19 protein-coding genes are annotated in these 20326 nt (G+C 71.1%); 15 read left to right on the top strand and 4 right to left on the bottom strand.

The window, feature by feature from the left end; genetic code table 11:
* The first annotated feature begins 136 nt into the window (after positions 1 to 136).
* Both hppD and ACWDUZ_RS12380 read left to right on the top strand, forming a co-directional pair.
* Complete coding sequence (gene hppD, locus ACWDUZ_RS12385; protein WP_451631761.1) at positions 137 to 1312, top strand: 4-hydroxyphenylpyruvate dioxygenase; 1176 nt, start codon at positions 137 to 139, stop codon at positions 1310 to 1312.
* Between the two features lie 128 nt (positions 1313 to 1440).
* A complete protein-coding gene (locus tag ACWDUZ_RS12380) occupies positions 1441 to 2847 on the top strand; it encodes an FAD-binding oxidoreductase (protein WP_451631760.1) in 1407 nt (468 codons plus the stop codon).
* 76 nt (positions 2848 to 2923) lie between these two features.
* On the opposite strand, the gene ACWDUZ_RS12375 is transcribed toward ACWDUZ_RS12380, so the two are convergent.
* The gene (locus tag ACWDUZ_RS12375) at positions 2924 to 3337 is read right to left on the bottom strand and encodes an SsgA family sporulation/cell division regulator (RefSeq protein WP_451631759.1); all 414 of its coding nucleotides are present in this window, start codon (positions 3335 to 3337) and stop codon (positions 2924 to 2926) included.
* A gap of 259 nt (positions 3338 to 3596) precedes the next feature.
* Here ACWDUZ_RS12375 and ACWDUZ_RS12370 point away from each other — a divergent pair, with 259 nt between their 5' ends.
* Both ACWDUZ_RS12370 and ACWDUZ_RS12365 read left to right on the top strand, forming a co-directional pair.
* Positions 3597 to 5258 carry an RDD family protein gene (locus tag ACWDUZ_RS12370; RefSeq protein ID WP_451631758.1) on the top strand — a complete coding sequence of 554 codons (1662 nt, stop codon included), beginning with the start codon at positions 3597 to 3599 and terminating at the stop codon, positions 5256 to 5258.
* A gap of 83 nt (positions 5259 to 5341) precedes the next feature.
* On the top strand, positions 5342 to 6073 hold the full coding sequence (locus ACWDUZ_RS12365; protein ID WP_451631757.1) for an RDD family protein: 732 nt from the start codon (positions 5342 to 5344) through the stop codon (positions 6071 to 6073).
* Between the two features lie 59 nt (positions 6074 to 6132).
* Here ACWDUZ_RS12365 and ACWDUZ_RS12360 read toward each other — a convergent pair whose 3' ends face one another.
* On the bottom strand, positions 6133 to 6477 hold the full coding sequence (locus tag ACWDUZ_RS12360) for a hypothetical protein (RefSeq protein ID WP_451631756.1): 345 nt from the start codon (positions 6475 to 6477) through the stop codon (positions 6133 to 6135).
* A gap of 421 nt (positions 6478 to 6898) precedes the next feature.
* Between ACWDUZ_RS12360 and ACWDUZ_RS12355 the strand changes: the two genes are divergently transcribed.
* Positions 6899 to 9241: an immune inhibitor A domain-containing protein gene (locus ACWDUZ_RS12355; RefSeq protein WP_451631755.1), complete on the top strand. Its 2343-nt coding sequence runs from the start codon at positions 6899 to 6901 to the stop codon at positions 9239 to 9241.
* 121 nt (positions 9242 to 9362) lie between these two features.
* Positions 9363 to 9710, top strand: coding sequence for a hypothetical protein (locus tag ACWDUZ_RS12350; protein ID WP_451631754.1), 348 nt, complete (start codon positions 9363 to 9365; stop codon positions 9708 to 9710).
* Between the two features lie 32 nt (positions 9711 to 9742).
* On the opposite strand, the gene ACWDUZ_RS12345 is transcribed toward ACWDUZ_RS12350, so the two are convergent.
* On the bottom strand, positions 9743 to 10330 hold the full coding sequence (locus tag ACWDUZ_RS12345; RefSeq protein ID WP_451631753.1) for an isochorismatase family protein: 588 nt from the start codon (positions 10328 to 10330) through the stop codon (positions 9743 to 9745).
* Between the two features lie 123 nt (positions 10331 to 10453).
* A complete protein-coding gene (locus ACWDUZ_RS12340; RefSeq protein WP_451631842.1) occupies positions 10454 to 11848 on the bottom strand; it encodes a nicotinate phosphoribosyltransferase in 1395 nt (464 codons plus the stop codon).
* 192 nt (positions 11849 to 12040) lie between these two features.
* On the opposite strand from ACWDUZ_RS12340, the gene clpS reads away from it, so the two are divergent.
* The 9 genes from clpS to ACWDUZ_RS12295 all read left to right on the top strand — a co-directional run bounded on the left by clpS (position 12041) and on the right by ACWDUZ_RS12295 (position 20325).
* Complete coding sequence (gene clpS / locus ACWDUZ_RS12335) at positions 12041 to 12358, top strand: ATP-dependent Clp protease adapter ClpS (protein ID WP_451631752.1); 318 nt, start codon at positions 12041 to 12043, stop codon at positions 12356 to 12358.
* A 77-nt stretch (positions 12359 to 12435) separates the two neighbouring features.
* Positions 12436 to 13041, top strand: a complete 606-nt coding sequence (locus ACWDUZ_RS12330) for a DUF2017 domain-containing protein (RefSeq protein WP_451631751.1) — start codon at positions 12436 to 12438, stop codon at positions 13039 to 13041.
* Positions 13042 to 13659: 618 nt separating this feature from the next.
* Positions 13660 to 15078, top strand: a complete 1419-nt coding sequence (locus tag ACWDUZ_RS12325) for an amino acid permease (protein ID WP_451631750.1) — start codon at positions 13660 to 13662, stop codon at positions 15076 to 15078.
* Positions 15079 to 15268: 190 nt separating this feature from the next.
* The gene (locus tag ACWDUZ_RS12320; protein WP_451631749.1) at positions 15269 to 15691 is read left to right on the top strand and encodes a Mov34/MPN/PAD-1 family protein; all 423 of its coding nucleotides are present in this window, start codon (positions 15269 to 15271) and stop codon (positions 15689 to 15691) included.
* Positions 15692 to 15770: 79 nt separating this feature from the next.
* Complete coding sequence (locus ACWDUZ_RS12315; protein ID WP_451631748.1) at positions 15771 to 15866, top strand: putative leader peptide; 96 nt, start codon at positions 15771 to 15773, stop codon at positions 15864 to 15866.
* Between the two features lie 116 nt (positions 15867 to 15982).
* Positions 15983 to 16315 carry a MoaD/ThiS family protein gene (locus ACWDUZ_RS12310; RefSeq protein ID WP_451631747.1) on the top strand — a complete coding sequence of 111 codons (333 nt, stop codon included), beginning with the start codon at positions 15983 to 15985 and terminating at the stop codon, positions 16313 to 16315.
* 6 nt (positions 16316 to 16321) lie between these two features.
* Entirely contained in the window at positions 16322 to 17272 is a 951-nt protein-coding gene (locus ACWDUZ_RS12305; RefSeq protein ID WP_451631746.1) for a PLP-dependent cysteine synthase family protein, read from the top strand.
* 284 nt (positions 17273 to 17556) lie between these two features.
* Entirely contained in the window at positions 17557 to 19626 is a 2070-nt protein-coding gene (locus ACWDUZ_RS12300; protein WP_451631745.1) for a putative Ig domain-containing protein, read from the top strand.
* 183 nt (positions 19627 to 19809) lie between these two features.
* Positions 19810 to 20325, top strand: a complete 516-nt coding sequence (locus ACWDUZ_RS12295) for a hypothetical protein (RefSeq protein WP_451631744.1) — start codon at positions 19810 to 19812, stop codon at positions 20323 to 20325.
* Position 20326: the final 1 nt, after the last annotated feature.

Below are 20326 nucleotides of genomic sequence, written 5' to 3'. Positions count from 1 at the left end.
AGCCCCGCCTCCAAGGTCGCCATCACGGTGGTCATCCTGTACAGAAAGCCCGCTGACTCCGGTCGTTCACTGAACACAGTGCCCAGTGAATACGCGAACTATTGCGCACCTTGCGAGACCGGGTGACGCTTCCGCTATGACGCAGACCACACAGCACACTCCCGACGCGACCGCGCGGCAGGCCGACCCCTTCCCGGTCAAGGGAATGGACGCGGTCGTCTTCGCCGTGGGCAACGCCAAGCAGGCGGCGCACTACTACTCCACCGCCTTCGGCATGCGGCTGGTCGCCTACTCCGGACCGGAGAACGGCAGCCGCGAGACCGCTGCCTACGTCCTGGAGAGCGGCTCCGCCCGCTTCGTGTTCACCTCGGTGATCAAGCCCGTCACCGACTGGGGCCGCTTCCTCGCCCGGCACGTGGCCGAGCACGGCGACGGCGTCATCGACCTCGCCATCGAGGTCCCGGACGCGCGCGCCGCCTACGAGTACGCGATCGAGCACGGCGCCCGCTCCGTCGCCGAGCCCTACGAGATGAAGGACGAGCACGGCACCGTCGTCCTCGCCGCGATCGCCACCTACGGCGAGACCCGCCACACCCTCGTCGAGCGGTCCGGCTACGACGGCCCCTACCTCCCCGGTTACGCGGCCGCGAAGCCCATCGTCGAGCCGCCCGCCCGGGGGCACCTCCCGGCCGAAGGCCGGGGGAGGACCTTCCAGGCCATCGACCACTGCGTCGGCAACGTCGAACTCGGCCGGATGAACGAGTGGGTCGAGTTCTACAACAAGGTCATGGGCTTCACGAACATGAAGGAGTTCGTGGGCGACGACATCGCGACCGAGTACAGCGCGCTGATGTCGAAGGTGGTCGCGGACGGCACCCTCAAGGTCAAGTTCCCGATCAACGAGCCCGCCGTCGCCAAGAAGAAGTCCCAGATCGACGAGTACCTGGAGTTCTACGGCGGCGCCGGCGTCCAGCACATCGCGCTGAACACCAACGACATCGTGCAGACGGTACGGACGATGCGCGCGGCCGGTGTCGAGTTCCTCGACACCCCCGACTCCTACTACGACACCCTCGGCGAGTGGGTCGGCGACACCCGTGTGCCCATCGACACCCTGCGCGAGCTGAAGATCCTCGCCGACCGCGACGAGGACGGCTACCTGCTCCAGATCTTCACCAAGCCGGTCCAGGACCGCCCGACCGTGTTCTTCGAACTCATCGAGCGGCACGGCTCGATGGGCTTCGGCAAGGGCAACTTCAAGGCCCTGTTCGAGGCGATCGAGCGCGAGCAGGAGCGGCGCGGCAACCTCTGACGCCCCCGGCGCCCCGCCCCGCGCGAGCCCGCCGCCCGGCGCGCCCGCGCGGGTGCTCGCCAGGGCCGCCCGCGCGGGACGGCAAGCGCTCCCATGGGGTTCACACCGCCGCCCACGAGTGCAACGCTGTGATCATGAGCCGTATACAAGCCGCACCCGACGAGGTCCAGGGCAATCTCACCGACCGGCTCCTTTCGGGCCTGCCGGCCGAGGCGGTCCTCACGGACGCCGACATCACCGCCTCCTACGCCAACGACATGGCCAGCTTCTGCCCGTCGGGCGTCCCGGCGGTCGTCGTCCTGCCACGCACGGTGGAGCAGGTCCAGCACGTCATGCGGATCGCCACCGAACTGCGCGTCCCGGTCGTTCCGCAGGGCGCCCGCTCCGGCCTGTCCGGCGCGGCCAACGCCTCCGACGGCTGCATCATCGTGTCCCTGACCAAGATGGACCGCATTCTGGAGATCGACCCGGTCAACCGCATCGCGGTCGTCGAGCCGGGCGTCGTCAACGCCGCGCTCTCCCGCGCGGTGAACGAGCACGGCCTGTACTACCCGCCGGACCCCTCCAGCTGGGAGATGTGCACCATCGGCGGCAACATCGGCACCGGTTCCGGCGGCCTGTGCTGCGTGAAGTACGGCGTCACCGCCGAGTACGTGCTCGGCCTGGACGTGGTGCTGGCCGACGGCCGCCTGATGTCCACCGGCCGCCGTACCGCCAAGGGTGTCGCCGGATACGACCTCACCCGGCTCTTCGTCGGCTCCGAGGGCTCGCTCGGCATCGTCGTACGGGCCGTGCTGGCGCTCAAGCCGCAGCCGCCGCAGCAGCTGGTGCTCGCCGCCGAGTTCTCCTCCGCGGCCGCGGCCTGCGACGCGGTCTGCCGGATCATGGCGGGAGGCCATGTGCCGTCGCTGCTGGAGCTCATGGACCGTACGACGGTGAAGGCCGTCAACGACTTCGCGCACATGGGCCTGCCGGAGACCACCGAGGCACTGCTGCTCGCCGCCTTCGACACGCCCGACCCGGCCGCCGACCTCGCCGCCGTCGGCGCGCTGTGCGAGGCGGCCGGCGCCACCCAGGTCGTCCCGGCCGAGGACGCCGCCGAGTCCGAGATGTTGCTCCAGGCCCGGCGGCTGTCCCTGACCGCGCTGGAGGCGGTCAAGGGGACCACGATGATCGACGACGTGTGCGTGCCGCGCTCCCGGCTCGGCGAGCTGCTGGACGGGATCGAGCGGATCGCGGAGAAGTACCAGCTCACCATCGGGGTCTGCGCACACGCCGGTGACGGCAATACCCATCCGACCGTCTGCTTCGACGCACAGGACCCCGACGAGTCGCGACGCGCCCGGGAGTCCTTCGACGAGATCATGGCCCTCGGCCTCGGGCTCGGCGGCACGATCACCGGCGAGCACGGAGTGGGCGTACTGAAGAAGGAGTGGCTGGCGCGCGAGCTCGGCCCGGTGGGCGTCGAGCTGCAGCGGGGCATCAAGCAGGTCTTCGACCCGTTGGGCATCCTCAACCCCGGCAAGCTGTTCTGACCCGCGATCACCGTGCGGCCCCAGCCCAGGTGCCGCCGCGCCCGTCGTGATCGTCGCGCCGCCCGGACCTCGGCGCTCACCAGGAGAGCAGCTCGGCCAGACCGTCGTCCAGGCCGAGCCGCTCTCCCTCGCTGCCCGGCGGCACCACGCGCAGCGTGCGCTCCAGCCACGCCGAGACCGGGGCGGCCGGCGCCTTCAGCAGGGCCTCGCCGTCGGGTGAACCGAGCGCCGGCAGGACCACGGCGCGGCCGTCCGTGCTCGACGGCCACACCCGTACGTCACCGTGCCCGCACGGGGGGAACACCCCCTCCATGAGCAGCTCGCGGGCGAACGTCCGGTGCACGGGGTGCGCGGAGTCGACATGGAAGTCGAGGTGCACGGCGTACGGGTCGTCGGTGCGGTATCCGAGCCGGGCCGGAACGGGGATCCCCCGCTCGGGCGACAGCACCAGCGTCAGCTCCAGCTCGCGTTCCACCACGGTGCGCGTCACCCTCCGTCGGTCCTCTCCACTCGTCACGGGTGCGGACGCGGACCCGGGGCGGACCCGCACCAGGGGAGAGGCGGACGGAGGCCGGGCATTAAGCGGATCGGCCGAACTTTTTTCCGTTCCGTGCCCCGGGCCTGTGAAGTACCTGCACGAGGTTGCCCGGAAAGGAGTGGGTCCGGCGGGACTGGCGGTGGCGGGTGCGCCGGTCTGATAGATGTGGAGCCCCCCGATACCACCCCCGAGCAGATACGGGACGACGGACATGAGCGCCCCAACCCCGGCACCAGGTGACGACAGGCCCCGCGAGGGGTACTACCCGGACCCGTCCATCCCCGGGTACGTCCGGTACTGGAACGGCGCCGCCTGGGTACCGGGCACCAGCCGTCCGGCACCGGCCGACGGCGAGCCGCTCAGCCCGCCGCCCGGAGTCGGCGCCGCGCCCGCACCGGCGGGCGCCGCCGCCACCCCGGCGGTCGAGGAGACGGGCCCGCACTTCTTCGACGAGGACCCCGCGGACGAGGCGGGCCCGGCGGCGGCGCGCGGTGTCCGTGCCGAGCCGGCCCCGGCGTGGGGCGCCGACCGCGGGCAGCAGTCCGGCTTCGGCGGTGACCAGGACCGCCGTGTCTCGTGGGGCACCCCGGCGCCGGCCGACCCTCGCGTGGCCCACACGCCCGAGCCGTCCGCCCGGCCCTCGGCCGAGCCGGTGGCGGAGGCAGGACAGGGCCAGGGACACGGGCCGGGACAGGGCCCGGCCGAGGCGGGCGACACGTTCGCGTTCCGCCGTCCGACGGCGGCGGACGGCGCGGCCGGGACGCCGGGCAGCGCGCCCGGGTCCGGCGTCCCGGCCCCGGGCGGCCCGCCGGCCGACGAGGGCACCATGATGTTCCGCCAGGTGCGCCCCGGGCGGCCGGCCGACCCGACGGGAGGCCCGGGACCGGCGCCGGTACCCGTCCAGGGTTCGCCCGGCGCGTCGGACGGCCCCGGCTTCGCCGCCGGCAAGGCGGCGGCCGCGCGCGCGTCAGCCGCGCAGGGACAGGCGCAAGGGCAAGCACAGGGACAGGCGCAGGGTCAGGGCCCCGCTCGAGGCCCGGCGGGCCCGGCGGCCCCGGCTCAGGGCGTGCGAGGCGGTCCGGAGGGCACCTCGCACGGCCGCTCGCAGAGCCAGGCGGCCGCCGGGGCTCAGGCGGCCGGAGCCGCCCCGGCGCACGCCCCCGCCCCCGCGCTGCCCCAGCAGGGCAGCGCACCCCAGCCCGTTCCCGACGCCCCCGCCGGACCCCTCGCCACACCACTGACCAGCGGCCCCGGTGGCGGGCAGCCCTCCTGGCCGCAGCAGGTGCACCAGCTCGCGGGGGCAGGTGCGGGCACGGGCGAGGGGCAGCCCGTCGCGCCGTGGAAGCCGCCGGTCGAGGACCCCTTCCAGGCGGCCGCGCGCCGGCAGGCCGAGGCCCGGCCCGCCGGCCTCGGCAAGCGGCTGGCGGCACGTCTGGTCGACACGGTCGTCCTGGCGGGCGTCACCGCGGGCGCCGCCGTACCGCTGGGCACCAGGGCGGCCGACCACATCGACGCGAAGATCGACGCGGCCAGACTCTCCGGCCACACGGTCACCGTCTGGCTGCTGGACGGGACGACGGCGACGTACCTGGGCATCGTCCTGGCCGTCCTGCTGCTCTTCGGAGTCGTCTACGAGGTGCTGCCCACCGCCAGGTGGGGCCGCACCGTGGGCAAGAAGCTGTGCGGTCTCCAGGTGCGGGACATCGAGGCGCACGAGCCTCCGTCCTTCGCCCGGGCTCTCGTCCGCTGGCTCGTCTACAGCGTGCCCGGGCTGCTCGTCGTCGGGGTCGTGGGGGTGCTGTGGTGCCTGTTCGACCGGCCCTGGCACCAGTGCTGGCACGACAAGGCGGCGCACACCTTCGTGGCGGGGTGACCGGGACGGCGTAGGGCCGCGGCCGTCCCCCGTACGGCCGCTCGCCGGATGCGACCCGCTCGGGTTCGAGATCGACTCGGCGCATGAGCACCGAACCGCCCCCCGGCTCCGAACCGCCCCCGGGCTCCGGATCCCCGCCCCCACCGCCGGACGGCCCGCCCCCGCCGTCCGGCGGCGGGGGACCGCACGGCGACGACCCGTACGGCGGCGGCACGGGTGGTTCCCCGTACGGCGGAGGCGGCGAACCCCACGGCGGAGGCGGCGGTTCCCCGTACGGCGGTGGCGGTCCCTACGGAGGTGGGCCCTACGGCGGTGGCGACGGCCCTTACGGAGGCGGACCGTACCCCCAGGACCCGCTCGCCGGGATGCCCCCGCTCGCGGACAGCGGCAGGCGCACCCTCGCTCGGATCATCGACCTGATCCTGGTGGGTGTCGTCGTGTGGCTGATCACCTTGGCGCTCCGCGTCAACGAGTACACGATGAACGCCGACCAGGTGGAAGTCGGCCGCTCCATCTGGCAGTCGGTGGTCGGTGTGGTGCTCTACACGGGCTACGACACCTTCATGACCGCCCGACGGGGGCAGACCCTGGGGAAGATGTGGCTGGGCATGCGGGTGGCGAACCTGGCCGACGGCTCCACACCGTCCGTCGCCACCGCGTTGGCGCGCGCGGCGGTGCTGTGGATTCCGTTCTGGTTCTGCTGCGCCTGCTTCTGGCTGGCGATCTGCGGCGGTTGGAGCTTCTTCGACCGGCCCTACAAGCAGGGACTGCACGACAAGGCGGCCAAGACGGTGGTGGTCAGCACGAACCGCTGAACGCGCCGGGGCGCCGAGAGCGTTGAACGCGCCTGGCGCGCGCCCGGCCCGACGCGGCGTCAGGAACCCCCGCTGGACCCGCCCTGGCCCGTCTCCGCGCCCGCGGAGACGGGCTCTCGCCATTCCCGGGCGGGCGCCCGGACGTGTGCGACGGCCCGGGCGTCCCGGGCGTCCGGACCGGTGGCCGCAGCGGCTGCGGTGGCCGTGGCAGCCGCGGCGGGCGCGGCGTGCGCCTTCGGCAGCGGTACGGTCATGGCGACCAGGATCCCCAGCGCGAGTGCCGCGAGGGCGACGACCGCGATGCCCAGGCCCGAACTCGTCTGTGACAGCAGCAGCATGGCGAGCGTCGAGAGGATCACGGTGCAGGAACCGTAGGCGAGCTGTGCGGCAGTCGGACGAGGCATGGCAATCGTGTCCTCGGAAGATTGTGGGGCGAGACGGGGTGACGGCCTGGCTTTCCGCCAACTTCCGGGCGTTCCGCCGATCGACTCTAGTCCCCTGCATGCCCGAGGGGAACGGCCGGTAAGCGTGACCTAACCCACGGTGCCGATGCACAGGGGGCGCACGGAGTCACGCCGCCCGCCCGACGCCCGGCTCCGCGCGCCCACCCATTTCGGGCGCAGCGGGCCGGCCGGCCCCGCCGTCCGTAAACCGAACCTCCACTCCGCATAGTGCACTTGAACTGTCCAAGTCAAGGTCTGTCTTTTCTCTTAAACCTCTAGTCAAATGTCGTCACTTGACTACACGCGTTGATCGCGCGCGGACCTTCGTCGTGGCCTGATAGCGCCCCTCCGCGCGCCGAAACGTGTCAGGGGAGGACATCAAGTGACAAGTAGACCCTGGACGTTCAGAACGGCCGCGATCGGCGTCGCACTCGCGGCGGCCACCGCCACGTTCTCGACGTTCGCCGTCGCGGAGGCCGCCACCACGGGCCACGCCTCCGCCTCAGTGGACCGGCACGACCCGCTGTCGGGTCAGAAGAAGCACGACTTCGACGGTCCGCTGAGCAAGACCCAGGAAGCTCAGCGCCAGGAAGCGCTCAACCAGGTCATATCCGGCAAGGCCACGGTCAAGAACCGCGGTGGTTCGAAGGTCGTCCAGCTCAAGGGCAAGAAGGGCGACAGCAAGTACGTCGAACTCGGCCGTGAGAAGACCGACAAGATCTTCACGATCCTGGTCGAGTTCGGTGACCAGGTCGACAGCCGCTACGGCGGCACGCCCGGCCCGCAGCACAACCAGATAGCCGCGCCCGACCGTACGAAGGACAACAGTACGGACTGGCAGGCGGACTACAACCAGCAGCACTACCAGGACCTGTACTTCGGTACCGGCAAGGACACCGAGTCGCTGAAGAAGTACTACGAGAAGCAGTCCTCGGGCCGCTACTCGGTCGACGGCGAGGTGACCGACTGGGTCAAGGTCCCCTACAACGAGGCCCGTTACGGCTCCAACGAGGCCGGGGACGCCGCCGCCTGGTACGCGGTCCGGGACGGCGTCAACGCCTGGGTCGCCCAGCGTGAGGCCGCCGGTGACACCGCGGCCGAGATCCGCGCCGAGCTCGCCCAGTTCGACCAGTGGGACCGCTACGACCACGACGGCGACGGCAACTTCAACGAGCCCGACGGCTACATCGACCACTTCCAGATCGTGCACGCCGGCGAGGACGAGTCCGCGGGCGGCGGCGCCCAGGGCACGGACGCCATCTGGGCCCACCGCTGGTACGCCTTCGGCACCGACGCCGGCGCGACCGGCCCGGACGGCAACAAGCTCGGCGGCACCCAGGTCGGTGACACCGGCATCTGGGTCGGCGACTACACCATCCAGCCGGAGAACGGCGGACTCGGCGTCTTCGCCCACGAGTACGGTCACGACCTCGGTCTGCCGGACGAGTACGACACCAACGGCGGCGAGAACTCCACCGGGTTCTGGACGCTGATGTCGTCCGGTTCCTGGCTGGGCACGGGCAAGGAGGCCATCGGCAACCTGCCCGGCGACATGAACGCCTGGGACAAGCTCCAGCTGGGCTGGCTCAACTACGACACGGCCAAGGCCGGCGTGAACTCCTGGCACAAGCTGGGCCTGGCCGAGTACAACACCAAGCACAAGCAGGCGCTGGTCGTCTCGCTGCCCGACAAGGCCGTCACGACCGAGGTGGTCACCCCGGCCCAGGGCACGAGCCAGTGGTGGAGCGGCAGCGGCAACGACCTGAAGAACACGCTGACCCGCTCGGTCGACCTGACCGGCACGTCCTCGGCCACGCTGTCCCTGGACGGCTGGTACGACATCGAGGACGAGTACGACTACCTCTACGCCGAGGTGTCGACCGACGGCGGCGCCAACTGGACCGCCCTGGACGGCACGGTGAACGGCCAGCCGATCCCGCGTGACGCCAGTGACAAGCCGGGGCTGACCGGTTCGATCGACGCGTACGCGAAGCTGTCGTACCCGCTGGACGCCTACGCGGGCCAGAAGTTCGACCTGCGCTTCCGCTACCAGACCGACGGCGGCGTGGCGCTCAAGGGCTTCGCGGCCGACGAGATCACGGTGACCGCGGACGGTTCGACGGTCTTCTCGGACGACGCGGAGAGCGCCGACCCGGCCTGGACGGCGGCCGGCTTCTCCCGCATCGGCGCGTCCTTCACCAAGGACTACAAGCAGTACTACGTCGCCGAGAACCGGCAGTACGTGTCGTACGACAAGACCCTCAAGGTCGGCCCGTACAACTTCGGCTTCTCGACGACCCGTCCGGACTGGGTGGAGCACCTCCCGTACCAGAACGGCCTGCTGATCTGGAAGTGGGACACCTCGCAGGCGGACAACAACACCGCCGACCACCCCGGCACCGGTCTGATCCTTCCGATCGACTCGCACCCGACGCCGCTGAAGTGGACCGACGGCACGCTGCTGCGCAACCGGTTCCAGGCCTACGACTCGCCGTTCACCCTGGAGCGCACCGACGCCATCACGCTGCACAAGGCGGACGTGCCGGTGCGGATCAAGTCGCAGAAGGGGGTGTCGGTCTTCAACGACCACACCAACACCTACTACGACGCGTCGAACCCGACGGGCGGTGTCAAGATCACTGACACCAACACCAAGATCAAGATCGAAAAGGTGGCCAAGGACGGCTCCACGATCGAGCTCGAGGTCGGGCCCGCCGTGAAGTAGTCAGCAAACACGCAGGTCACACATGTATCGGCGGTAACCCCCTGGCGGGTTGCCGCCGATCGTGTTTAGGTGCCTGCTGTGGCTCTCTTATTGACACCGACCGGAACGGGGATGTGACCGCATGGCCGCAGGAGGCTTCAGCAAGCTGCCGAACGGCATGGTGGTGGTGGCGCTGAACCTGCCGTCCGCCGCGCCCGACGGTGGCGGCGGCGTTCGTGTGCTCGTCCACGCCCGCAACCGTGCCCGCGCCCTGACCCGGCTGCGCAACCTGGGCCTGCGCGCGGTCTACCTGCGGGGCAACGCCGCCCCGCCCACCCCGGACGAGATCACCGCGGTGCTGCACCACCCCGACGGCCTGATATGGCGCACAGCCCCGGACAACGCGCTCGGCGTTCCCGTCGGCCCACCGGAGCTGTGGCACCCGATCAGGAGCCTCCTGCGCCGGCACACACCCGCGAGGGTGTCGTAGGCCGTCCCCCGCCGCGCACGGCCGGGCTGGCCCTACGCCACCACCGGCTTGCCCGACAGCTCCACGCCCGCGCGGCGCAGCTCCTCCAGGGCCCGTTCGGTGGTGCCCGCCGCCACCCCGGCGGTGAGGTCCAGCAGCACCTGGGTGCGGAAGCCCTCTTTCACGGCGTCCAGGGCGGTGGCGCGCACACAGTGGTCCGTGGCGATCCCGACCACGTCGACCTCGGTGATCTCCCTGGCCCTCAGCCAGTCGGCCAGCGGGACGCCGTTCTCGTCGACGCCCTCGAAACCGCTGTAGGCGGCGGCGTACGCACCCTTCTCGAAGACGGCGTCGATCGCACCGGAGGCGACGGCGGGCGCGAAGTTCGGATGGAAGCCCACGCCCTCCGTGCCCGCCACGCAGTGCGCGGGCCAGGAGTGGACGTAGTCGGGGTCGTCGGCGAAGTGCCCGCCGGGTGCGATGTGGTGGTCGCGGGTGGCGACCACGTGCCGGTACCCGGCGGGCGCCTGGCCGATCAGCTCGGTGATCGCGGCGGCGACGTCCGCCCCACCGGCGACCGCGAGGCTGCCCCCCTCGCAGAAGTCGTTCTGCACATCGACGACGATCAAGGCGCGGCGCATGGTGGGTGTCCTTCGGTCCGGGATCAGTGGGCAAAACCAGCTCTCGGGGGTGCTGCGGCGGGTACCCGCCGCACGGGGTGTCTCGCCCTGAGGGCCGTCCCGCCGCGGATTGCGGGACAGCCCTTAGTTACCCGAGGGCTCGTGCACGTACTCCGTCGGAAGGACGGGTTCCCCGCGGGAGAGCTGGGTCGCGGACAGCGGGAGCCCGGCGCGGACGGCGGCGTGCCGGTCGCGTACGGCGTCCAGCGGCTCGCGGCCGACGACCTCGCCGGCCTTGACCAGCTGCACCAGCAGCTGCCGGCCGGCCAGCTCGTCGGGCACCGGGCCGGTGCCGACCACCTCGGTCTCCGGGACGCCGTAGGCGTCCAGCCGGCGCGCCGCCCACTTGCGGCCGCCGATGGAGGTCTTGCCGCCGCTGGACTTCTTCGCCACCGGCGTCAGCGGAGCGCCCGGATCGGTGGACTCGGCGCGGGCGACCAGCTTGTAGACCATCGAGCAGGTCGGGTGGCCGGAGCCGGTGACCAGCTGGGTGCCGACGCCGTAGGCGTCCACGGGCGCCGCCGCGAGCGAGGCGATGGCGTACTCGTCGAGGTCCGAGGTCACGATGATCTTCGTGTCGCGGGCGCCCAGCTCGTCCAGCTGCTGCCGTACCCGGTGCGCGACCAGCAGCAGGTCGCCGGAGTCGATGCGCACCGCGCCCAGCTCGGGGCCGGTGATCTCCACGGCCGTCCGCACGGCCTCGGCGACGTCGTAGGTGTCCACCAGCAGCGTGGTGCCCCGGCCCAGCGAGTCGACCTGGGCGCGGAAGGCGTCCCGCTCGGAGTCGTGCAGCAGGGTGAAGGCGTGGGCGGCGGTGCCGACGGTGGGGATGCCGTAGCGGAAGCCGGCGGCCAGGTCGGAGGTGGAGGAGAAGCCGCCGACGTAGGCGGCGCGGGAGGCGGCGACCGCGGCCAGTTCGTGGGTGCGGCGGGCGCCCATCTCGATCAGCGGCCGGTCACCGGCGGCCGAGGACATCCGGGAGGCGGCGGCCGCGATCGCCGAGTCGTGGTTGAGGATGGACAGGATCACGGTCTCCAGCAGCACGCACTCGGCGAAGGAGCCCTCGACCCGCATGATCGGCGAGCCCGGGAAGTAGACCTCGCCCTCGGGGTAGCCCCAGACGTCGCCACTGAACCGATAGCCGGCCAGCCACTCGAGGGTGGCCTCGTCCACCACCCCGCGCTCGCGCAGGAAGCCGATGACGTCCGCGTCGAAGCGGAAGTTCTCCACCGCGTCCAGGACGCGTCCGGTCCCGGCCACGACGCCGTACCGGCGCCCTTCGGGCAGCCGCCTGGTGAAGACCTCGAAGACGCTGCGCCGTCCGGCCGTCCCGGCTTGCAGAGCCGCCTGCAGCATCGTCAGCTCGTAGTGGTCGGTGAAGAGCGCCGTCGAGGGAACGCCCACCCGTCGCCCGCCACCGCCCTCCCGCGGAGGCGTTTCGCGCCCTTCTTCCGGCAGCCTGAGGTCCGCTGCGTCCAACACGCCTCTCCTAGCCATGAATCTGCGGTCCCCCGAGTGACTGCCGGGGGGCCGGGGGCTGTCCCCCGGCGTTCGCGGTACGACCAAGGATGGTACTCCCATTTCGTCAGTCTGACGATTTAAGATTTCCGGGCCGTCACCACCCGGCCGCCGCCCTGCCTGTTTGTGTTCCCACCCCCCTGTGGTGGCAGCATGGGCCATGTGACGGCAGCCGCACCCATCGAGATCGAGAAGACCGAGTCGGCGGAAGAGGTCTCCGCCGTACCCGAACCGGACGTCCCCTGGCTGACGATCGTCCACAACGATCCCGTCAATCTCATGAGCTATGTGACGTATGTCTTCCAGACGTACTTCGGCTACTCCAAGGACAAGGCCACCAAGCTCATGCTCGACGTCCACCACAAGGGCCGGGCGGTCGTCTCCAGCGGCAGCCGTGAGGAGATGGAACGGGACGTCCAGGCCATGCACGGCTACGGCCTGTGGGCCACGCTCCAGCAGGACCGCAAGTAGCCGCGCGGCAGCCATCCAGCAGCGGCGGGCCGCAGGACAGCCCGCACCGGACCGACCGGAAGCAGCGAACCCCTTCCATGCCAGGACACTTCGAACCGCTCCCCGGCGGCGGCGCGGCCGTCGCCCTCGACGAGGTGGAGATCTCCATCATCCGGTCGCTGGCCGTGCAGCTCCTGGAGCTGATCGGCCCCGGCCCCGCCGAGGACGCCCCCGCCGACCCGCTCGCCGAACTCTTCGCCGAGGGCCCGAGCGAACCGCCCACCGACCCGGTCCTCCGGCGGCTGTTCCCGGACGCCTACTGCGACCCGGAGGAGGAGCCGTCCGGCCCGCAGGAGGCGGCCGAGCAGCGCGCCCACTCGGCGGAGTTCCGCCGCTACACCGAGAACGACCTGCGCGCCGGCAAGCGCGAGAACGCGCTCGCGGTGGTCCACTCGCTCAACGGGCTGTCCCCGGAGGGCGAGGGCGGGGCCGTGCTGGAGCTGTCGCCGCAGGAGTCCCAGCGCTGGCTGGGCGCCCTGAACGACCTGCGCCTGGCCATCGGCGCCCGGCTGGAGATCACCGACGAGGACGACGCCGGCGATCTCTACACCCTTCCCGACGAGGACCCGCGCAAGCCGATGGTGATGGCGTACCTGTGGCTCGGCGGGCTCCAGGAGACCCTCCTGTCCACGCTGCTGCCCTGACATCGGCGCCTTCATGCCCCGGCTTCTTCACAAGCCGGGACCCCTGGTCTCTCCTCGCGAGCCCCGACGCCTCCGTCCCCCGTGGCTCGCGCTTCCGTTCCCGGTCCGTGAGGCCTCGGTCCGCTGCGGCTGCCCCGAACGGTGAGGTCTCGGTCCGCTGCGGCTGCCCCGAACGGTGAGGTCTCGGTCCGTTCGGGCTCGCGTGCGCCCGCGAGATCCGGCGCCGCGGTCCGTCGCGCCCCGCGTCTTCACCAGAAAACCCCGGCACTCCTGATGACCGGTCATTGATCGTCCTTGTTTGTGCGCATTCCGTGTTCGCTCAGAGGACGCTCAAATCCGGATAACGATCCCGTCACCCCGGCGGCCGACTGTGAGGCCGTATGGCCCACTTTGTACGGTTCGTCACGTGTTGTGTACGTCACATCACCCTGTGAAACGGCGCCGCGGGCGTGGTACATCTTCACGACCGCCCGGCCGACGCCACCCCTGTCCGGCCGGGTGCGCCACCGAGCCGACCAACCGTCGGCCAGGCACCACTCCATTTCAATCCGGGGGGATCGAGATCCGATCCGCGGCCGACCGACGGCGCGGGTCGGCATGGAGAAAGGCGCACAACACATGACCTCTGCGAAGGTCACCGAAGCCCCTGAAGAGGGTTACGAACGAGGGCTCGGCAGCCGTCAGGTCCAGATGATCGCGATCGGCGGCGCCATCGGCGTCGGCCTCTTCCTGGGTGCCGGCGCGAACATCGCCAAGGCCGGACCCAGCCTCATCGTCATGTACGCCCTGGCGGGCGTCATCATCTTCTTCATCATGAGGGCACTCGGCGAGCTGCTCCTGTACCGCCCGGTCTCGGGTTCCTTCGCGGAGTACTCCCGTGAGTTCCTCGGCCCGTTCTTCGGCTACTTCACCGGCTGGACCTACTGGCTGATGTGGGTGGTGACCGGCATGGCCGAGCTGACGGCCGCCGCGATCTACGTGCACTACTGGTTCCCGTCCATCCCGCAGTGGGTGACGGCACTGGTCTTCCTGGTGGTCCTGTTCGTGGCCAACCTGATCTCGGTGAAGTTGTTCGGCGAGATCGAGTTCTGGTTCTCGATGGTCAAGGTCACGGCGCTCATCGGCATGATCGTGATCGGTCTGGGCGTACTGACCTTCGGCTTCAGCCAGGCCGGCGACACCGCCTCGGTCTCCAACCTCTGGCAGTTCGACGGCTTCTTCCCCAAGGGCATCGGCTCCTCCCTGATGACCCTCCAGGGCGTGATGTTCGCGTACCTCGCCGTCGAGCTGGTCGGCGTCACGGCCGGTGAGTCCGAGGACCCGGAGAAGACCCTCCCCAAGGCGATCAACACGCTGCCCTGGCGCATCGCCCTGTTCTACGTCGGCGCCCTGACCGTGATCCTGTGCGTGGTGAAGTGGACCCAGTTCGCCGCGGGCGTCAGCCCCTTCGTGGAGGCCTTCGCGGTCATCGGCATCCCGGCCGGTGCGGGCATCGTCAACTTCGTCGTGCTGACCGCGGCGCTGTCCTCCTGCAACTCCGGCATGTACTCCACGGGCCGCATGCTGCGCACCCTCGCCGACAACGGTGAGGCTCCCCAGCGGTTCAGCCGCCTGTCCGCCTCCAAGACCCCGGCCCTCGGCATCACCGTCTCGGTCGCCTTCATGGCCATCGGCGTGGTGCTCAACTACGTGGTCCCGGAGAAGGCCTTCGGCTACGTCACCTCGGTCGCCACCGCGGCGGGTATTTGGACCTGGCTGATGATCCTGGTCAGCCATGTGCTGTATCGTCGCGCGGTGAACGCGGGGCGGCTGCCCGCCTCCTCCTTCCCGGCGCCCGGTGGTTCGGTGTGTTCCTACATCGCCATCGTGTTCCTGCTCTTCGTCACCTGCCTGATCGCGTACGACTCCGACTCCCGGGTGTGCCTGTACGTGATGGCGGTGTGGGCCGCCGCCCTGGCCGTCGGCTGGGCGGTGCTCAAGTCCCGCAACCCGCAGGTCACCGAGCGCCGCGAGCCGGAGCTGGAGCGGGTCGGCTGACCCGGCGGCCGCAGGGATCGGACCACTCCGGCGGGAGGCGGGCCGACCCGGCACTCCGCTGAGGACCCGGACGTCCAGCGGGAGCGGATACTCGTGGAACCCGCTCCCGCTGCCGCTCAGGACGTCCGCCATGTGGGCCGTTCCGTACCACTCCCCGGTACGGAACGGCCCACTGTCTATCCTGTGCCCCATGCTGACCATCACCCAGTCGCTCTACGACCGGATCGTCGCCCACGCCCGCGAGGACCACCCCGACGAGGCGTGCGGCGTGGTCGCCGGCCCCGCGGGCTCCGGACGTCCCGAGCGCTTCATCCCCATGCTGAACGCGGCCCGCTCGCCCACCTTCTACGAGTTCGACTCGCAGGACCTGCTCAAGCTCTACCGCGAGATGGACGACCGCGACGAGGAGCCGGTGGTCGTCTACCACTCCCACACCGCGACCGAGGCCTACCCCTCCCGCACCGACATCTCCTACGCCAACGAGCCGGGCGCCCACTACGTCCTGGTGTCCACGGCCGACACCGACGGGGCCGGCGAGTTCCAGTTCCGCTCGTTCCGGATCGTGGCGGGCGAGGTCACGGAGGAGGAGGTCAAGGTGGTCGAGGCCTACTGATTCCGCATCGCGGATGGAACAGGTCCGGAATGCGAGATCACACTCCGGGGTCCGGACCGGGAATCGATACGATGACAGCATGGTTCTGAACGACGTGAGCGATGAGACGCCGGGCATGCTGCTCGTGGCGCGGCTGCACGTCGACCTGTGCAGGCTGGACAGCGCCATCTGTTGACGTTCTCCTGCCGCCGTCCGGCCGTGAGCCGCGGCCCTTCCCCGTGCCGACGCCTGGGACAACCCATCGCGCGCCGCACCCTTTCGACGACACCTTCCTGACAGGAGCCCGCAACCATGGCCATCGAGGTCCGCATCCCGACCATCCTCCGCACCTACACCGACGGGCAGAAGGCGGTGGAGGGGAACGGGGAGACCCTCGCCGAGCTCTTCGCCGACCTCGAGGCCCGGCACCCGGGGATCCAGGCCCGCATCGTCGACGGTGACCAGCTGCGCCGCTTCGTCAACGTGTACCTCAATGACGAGGACGTCCGCTTCCTGGACGGCATCACGACCAAGCTCGCCGACGGCGACAACGTGACGATCCTGCCGGCCGTCGCGGGAGGTTCTGCCGCGGCGAAGCCGCGTCCGGCCGGGGTGGCGGCCGGGCGACGGGTGGGAACGGCCTGATCGGCGATGCGCTACGACTCCCCGCTGGCCGCGGTCGGCAACACCCCCCTGGTGCGCCTTCCGCGGCTCTCGCCGTCCGCCGACGTCCGGATCTGGGCGAAGCTGGAGGACCGCAACCCGACCGGCTCCGTCAAGGACCGCCCCGCCCTGCACATGATCGAGCAGGCGGAGAAGGACGGCCGGCTCACCCCGGGCTGCACGATCCTCGAGCCCACCTCCGGCAACACCGGCATCTCGCTCGCCATGGCGGCCAAGCTCAAGGGCTACCGCATGGTGTGCGTGATGCCGGAGAACACCTCGCAGGAGCGCCGGGACCTGCTCGGCATGTGGGGCGCGCAGATCATCTCCTCGCCGGCCGCGGGCGGCTCCAACACCGCCGTGCGCGTGGCCAAGGAGCTGGCCGCCGAGCACCCGGACTGGGTGATGCTCTACCAGTACGGCAACCCGGACAACGCCGGCGCCCACTACGCCACCACCGGCCCCGAGATCCTCGCCGACCTGCCCTCGATCACGCACTTCGTGGCGGGCCTGGGCACCACCGGCACCCTGATGGGCGTCGGCCGCTATCTGCGCGAGCACAAGACGGACGTACAGATCGTCGCCGCCGAACCGCGCTACGACGACCTGGTGTACGGCCTGCGCAACCTCGACGAGGGCTTCGTCCCCGAGCTCTACGACGCCTCCGTCCTCACCGCCCGCTTCTCGGTCGGCTCCGCCGACGCGGTCACCCGCACCCGTGAGCTCCTCCAGCAGGAGGGCATCTTCGCGGGCGTGTCCACCGGCGCCGCCCTGCACGCGGCCATCGGCGTCGGCCGGAAGGCCGTCAAGGCGGGGGAGAGCGCCGACATCGTGTTCGTGGTCGCCGACGGCGGCTGGAAGTACCTCTCCACCGGCGTCTACACGGCCGCCACCACGGAAGAGGCCATCGAGACGCTCCAGGGCCAGCTCTGGGCGTAGGGCCTCCGTGACGTAAGGCCGGGGTCCCGCACGGGTACGCGCGGGACCCTCTTTCATGCGGGGGCTAAGCGCGTCCTATGGAGACGCAAAGAATCCGCTCCGGTACTGCCGGGTAGTCCGCGCCGGGTACTACGTTCCTCCCGCGCCCTGTCATGTCACGCTCACCCAGCGCCATGACAGGCGTGTGAATGTCATGCTCATGACTGCGCGGTCTCGCCGCCGCTACGCGCGTCACGGGCTGCCAATCCAGTGCGAATCCCCACGTCAACCGGAGGCAGTACCCCATGCGTGAGTCACGCCCGAGCCGGCGGAGACGGAGCCTGAGAAGACTCCTCGCCGTCGCCTTCCCCGCCCTCGCCCTCACCGTCGCCGGGCTCGTCGCCGCCCCTACGGCCGGCGCGCAGCCCGCCACCGCGGCCGAGCCGCACCTGACCAAGGCGGCGCAGAACGCCAAGGCCCTGACCGCCCCCGAGCGCCAGACCTTCCACGCCACCGGCAAGGCCGGCCAGAAGGTCCCCACCGAGCACCTGTGCGCCACCGCCGAGCCGGGCCACGCCTCCTGCTTCGCCCAGCGCCGCACCGACATCAAGCAGCGCCTCGCCGCGGCCCTCGCGGCCGCCACGCCCTCCGGCCTCTCCCCGGCCAACCTGCACAGCGCCTACAACCTGCCCACCACGGGCGGCTCCGGCATGACGGTCGCGGTCGTCGACGCCTACAACAACCCCAACGCCGAGTCGGACCTGGCCACCTACCGCTCGACCTACGGCCTGTCGCCGTGCACCAAGGCCAACGGCTGTTTCAGGCAGGTCAGCCAGACCGGCTCGACCACCTCGCTGCCGCAGAACGACAGAGGCTGGGCCGGCGAGGAGGCGCTCGACATCGACATGGTCAGCGCCGTCTGCCCCAACTGCGACATCATCCTCGTGGAGGCCGACTCGGCCACCGACACCGACCTGGGGATCGCCGAGAACGAGGCCGTCGCCCTCGGCGCCAAGTTCGTCTCCAACAGCTGGGGCGGCGACGAGGCGTCCAACCAGACCACCGAGGACGCCCAGTACTTCAAGCACCCGGGCGTCGCCATCACCGTCTCCGCCGGTGACTCCGGCTACGGCGCCGAGTACCCGGCGACCTCCCAGTACGTGACCGCCGTCGGCGGCACCGCGCTGACCACCGCCTCCAACTCCCGCGGCTGGAGCGAGACCGTCTGGCGCACCAACTCCACCGAGGGCACCGGCTCCGGCTGCTCCGCCTACGACCCCAAGCCCAGCTGGCAGACCGACACCGGCTGCTCCCGGCGCATGGAGGCCGACGTCTCCGCGGTCGCCGACCCCGCCACCGGCGTCGCCGTCTACGACACCTACGGCGGCTCCGGCTGGGCGGTCTACGGCGGCACCAGCGCCTCCGCCCCGATCGTCGCCGGCGTGTACGCCCTCGCGGGCACCCCGGGCAGCGGCGACTACCCGGCGAAGTACCCGTACCTCCACACCGGCAACCTGTACGACGTCACCAGCGGAAGCAACGGCTCCTGCTCCACCTCGTACTTCTGCACCGCCCGCACCGGCTACGACGGCCCGACCGGCTGGGGCACCCCCAACGGCACCGCCGCCTTCACCTCCGGCACCACCGGCGGCAACACGGTGACCGTCACCAACCCCGGCAGCCAGTCCACCGCCACCGGAAGCTCCGTCAGCCTCCAGATACACGCCACCGACAGCGCCGGCGCCGCCCTCACCTACAGCGCCACCGGCCTGCCCGGCGGACTGTCCGTCAACAGCTCCACCGGCCTGATCTCCGGCACCGCGTCCACCGCGGGCACCTACCAGGTCACCGTCACCGCCAGGGACGCCACCGGCGCCTCCGGCTCGGCTTCCTTCACCTGGACCGTCGGCTCCTCCGGCGGCACCTGCACCGCGGCGCAGCTGCTCGGCAACCCTGGCTTCGAGTCCGGCACCACCGCCTGGACCGCCACCAGCGGCGTCATCACCAGCGACAGCGGTGAGCCCGCCCACAGCGGCTCCTACAAGGCCTGGTTCGACGGCTACGGGACCACCCACACCGACACCCTGTCCCAGTCGGTGACCATCCCCGCCGGCTGCAAGGCCACCCTCACCTTCTACCTGCACATCGACACCTCGGAGAGCGGCAGCACCGCCTACGACAAGTTCACGGTGACGGCCGGCTCCAAGACCCTGGCGACGTACTCCAACGCCGACGCCGCCTCGGGCTACGCGCAGAAGTCCTTCGACCTGTCCTCGCTGGCCGGCTCCACGGTCACGCTGAAGTTCAGCGGCACCGAGGACTACTCCCTGTGGACCAGCTTCGTCGTCGACGACACGGCGATCACGATCAGCTGATCCGCGCTTCGCACAGGGGCCCCGGCCGGGCGAGCACCACACCGGCCGGGGCTCCGGCGTGCCGGTGACCGGAAGGAGCCCCGGCGTGCGCGGGCGAGCGGATCCTGATGTGCTGGAAAGACGTCACATCGGCATCAGGGCACTGGGCACCCGTGACCGGGACAGCAGAAAGGCGGCCGCCCCATGCGCCGTACGACGTCCACGACGCTCCACCCCACCAACGTCGCCGCTGCCGTCGCCGCGGTGGCGGCAGCGGCCCTGCTCGCCGCCGGCTGCGGAGCGCAGCACGACGGCGAGGGCGGCGGTGCGGGTTCCGCGGGCGGCGGCCCGGCGTCCCCGTCGGCCACCCCGTCCGCCCCCGGCTCCGAGGCCCCCTCCGGCTGCACCGACCAGGCCCGGCTCGGCGCCGCCGACTCCGGCCGCACCGTCTGCCTCACCGTCGGCGGATCGGTGCGCCTGACGCTGGACGGCAGCAAGGACCGCCCCTGGACCCCGGTCAAGGCCACCGGCACCGCTCTGACAGGAGCCGACCCGGGCATCGTGATCCTGCCGGGGGACGCGCTCGCCGCCTACACCGCGGCCACGCCCGGCACGGCGCGGCTGACCTCGTCCCGCCCGCTGTGCGCGACCGGCCCCCACAAGATCTCCTGCAAGGGCATCCAGGAGTGGACGGTCACCGTGAGGGTGACACGGCCATGAC

It is taken from the genome of Streptomyces sp. NPDC003393 (assembly GCF_053589015.1).
The sequence above is the reverse complement of the archived record's forward strand: the minus strand, read 5'-3'. Positions and strand labels throughout refer to the sequence as shown.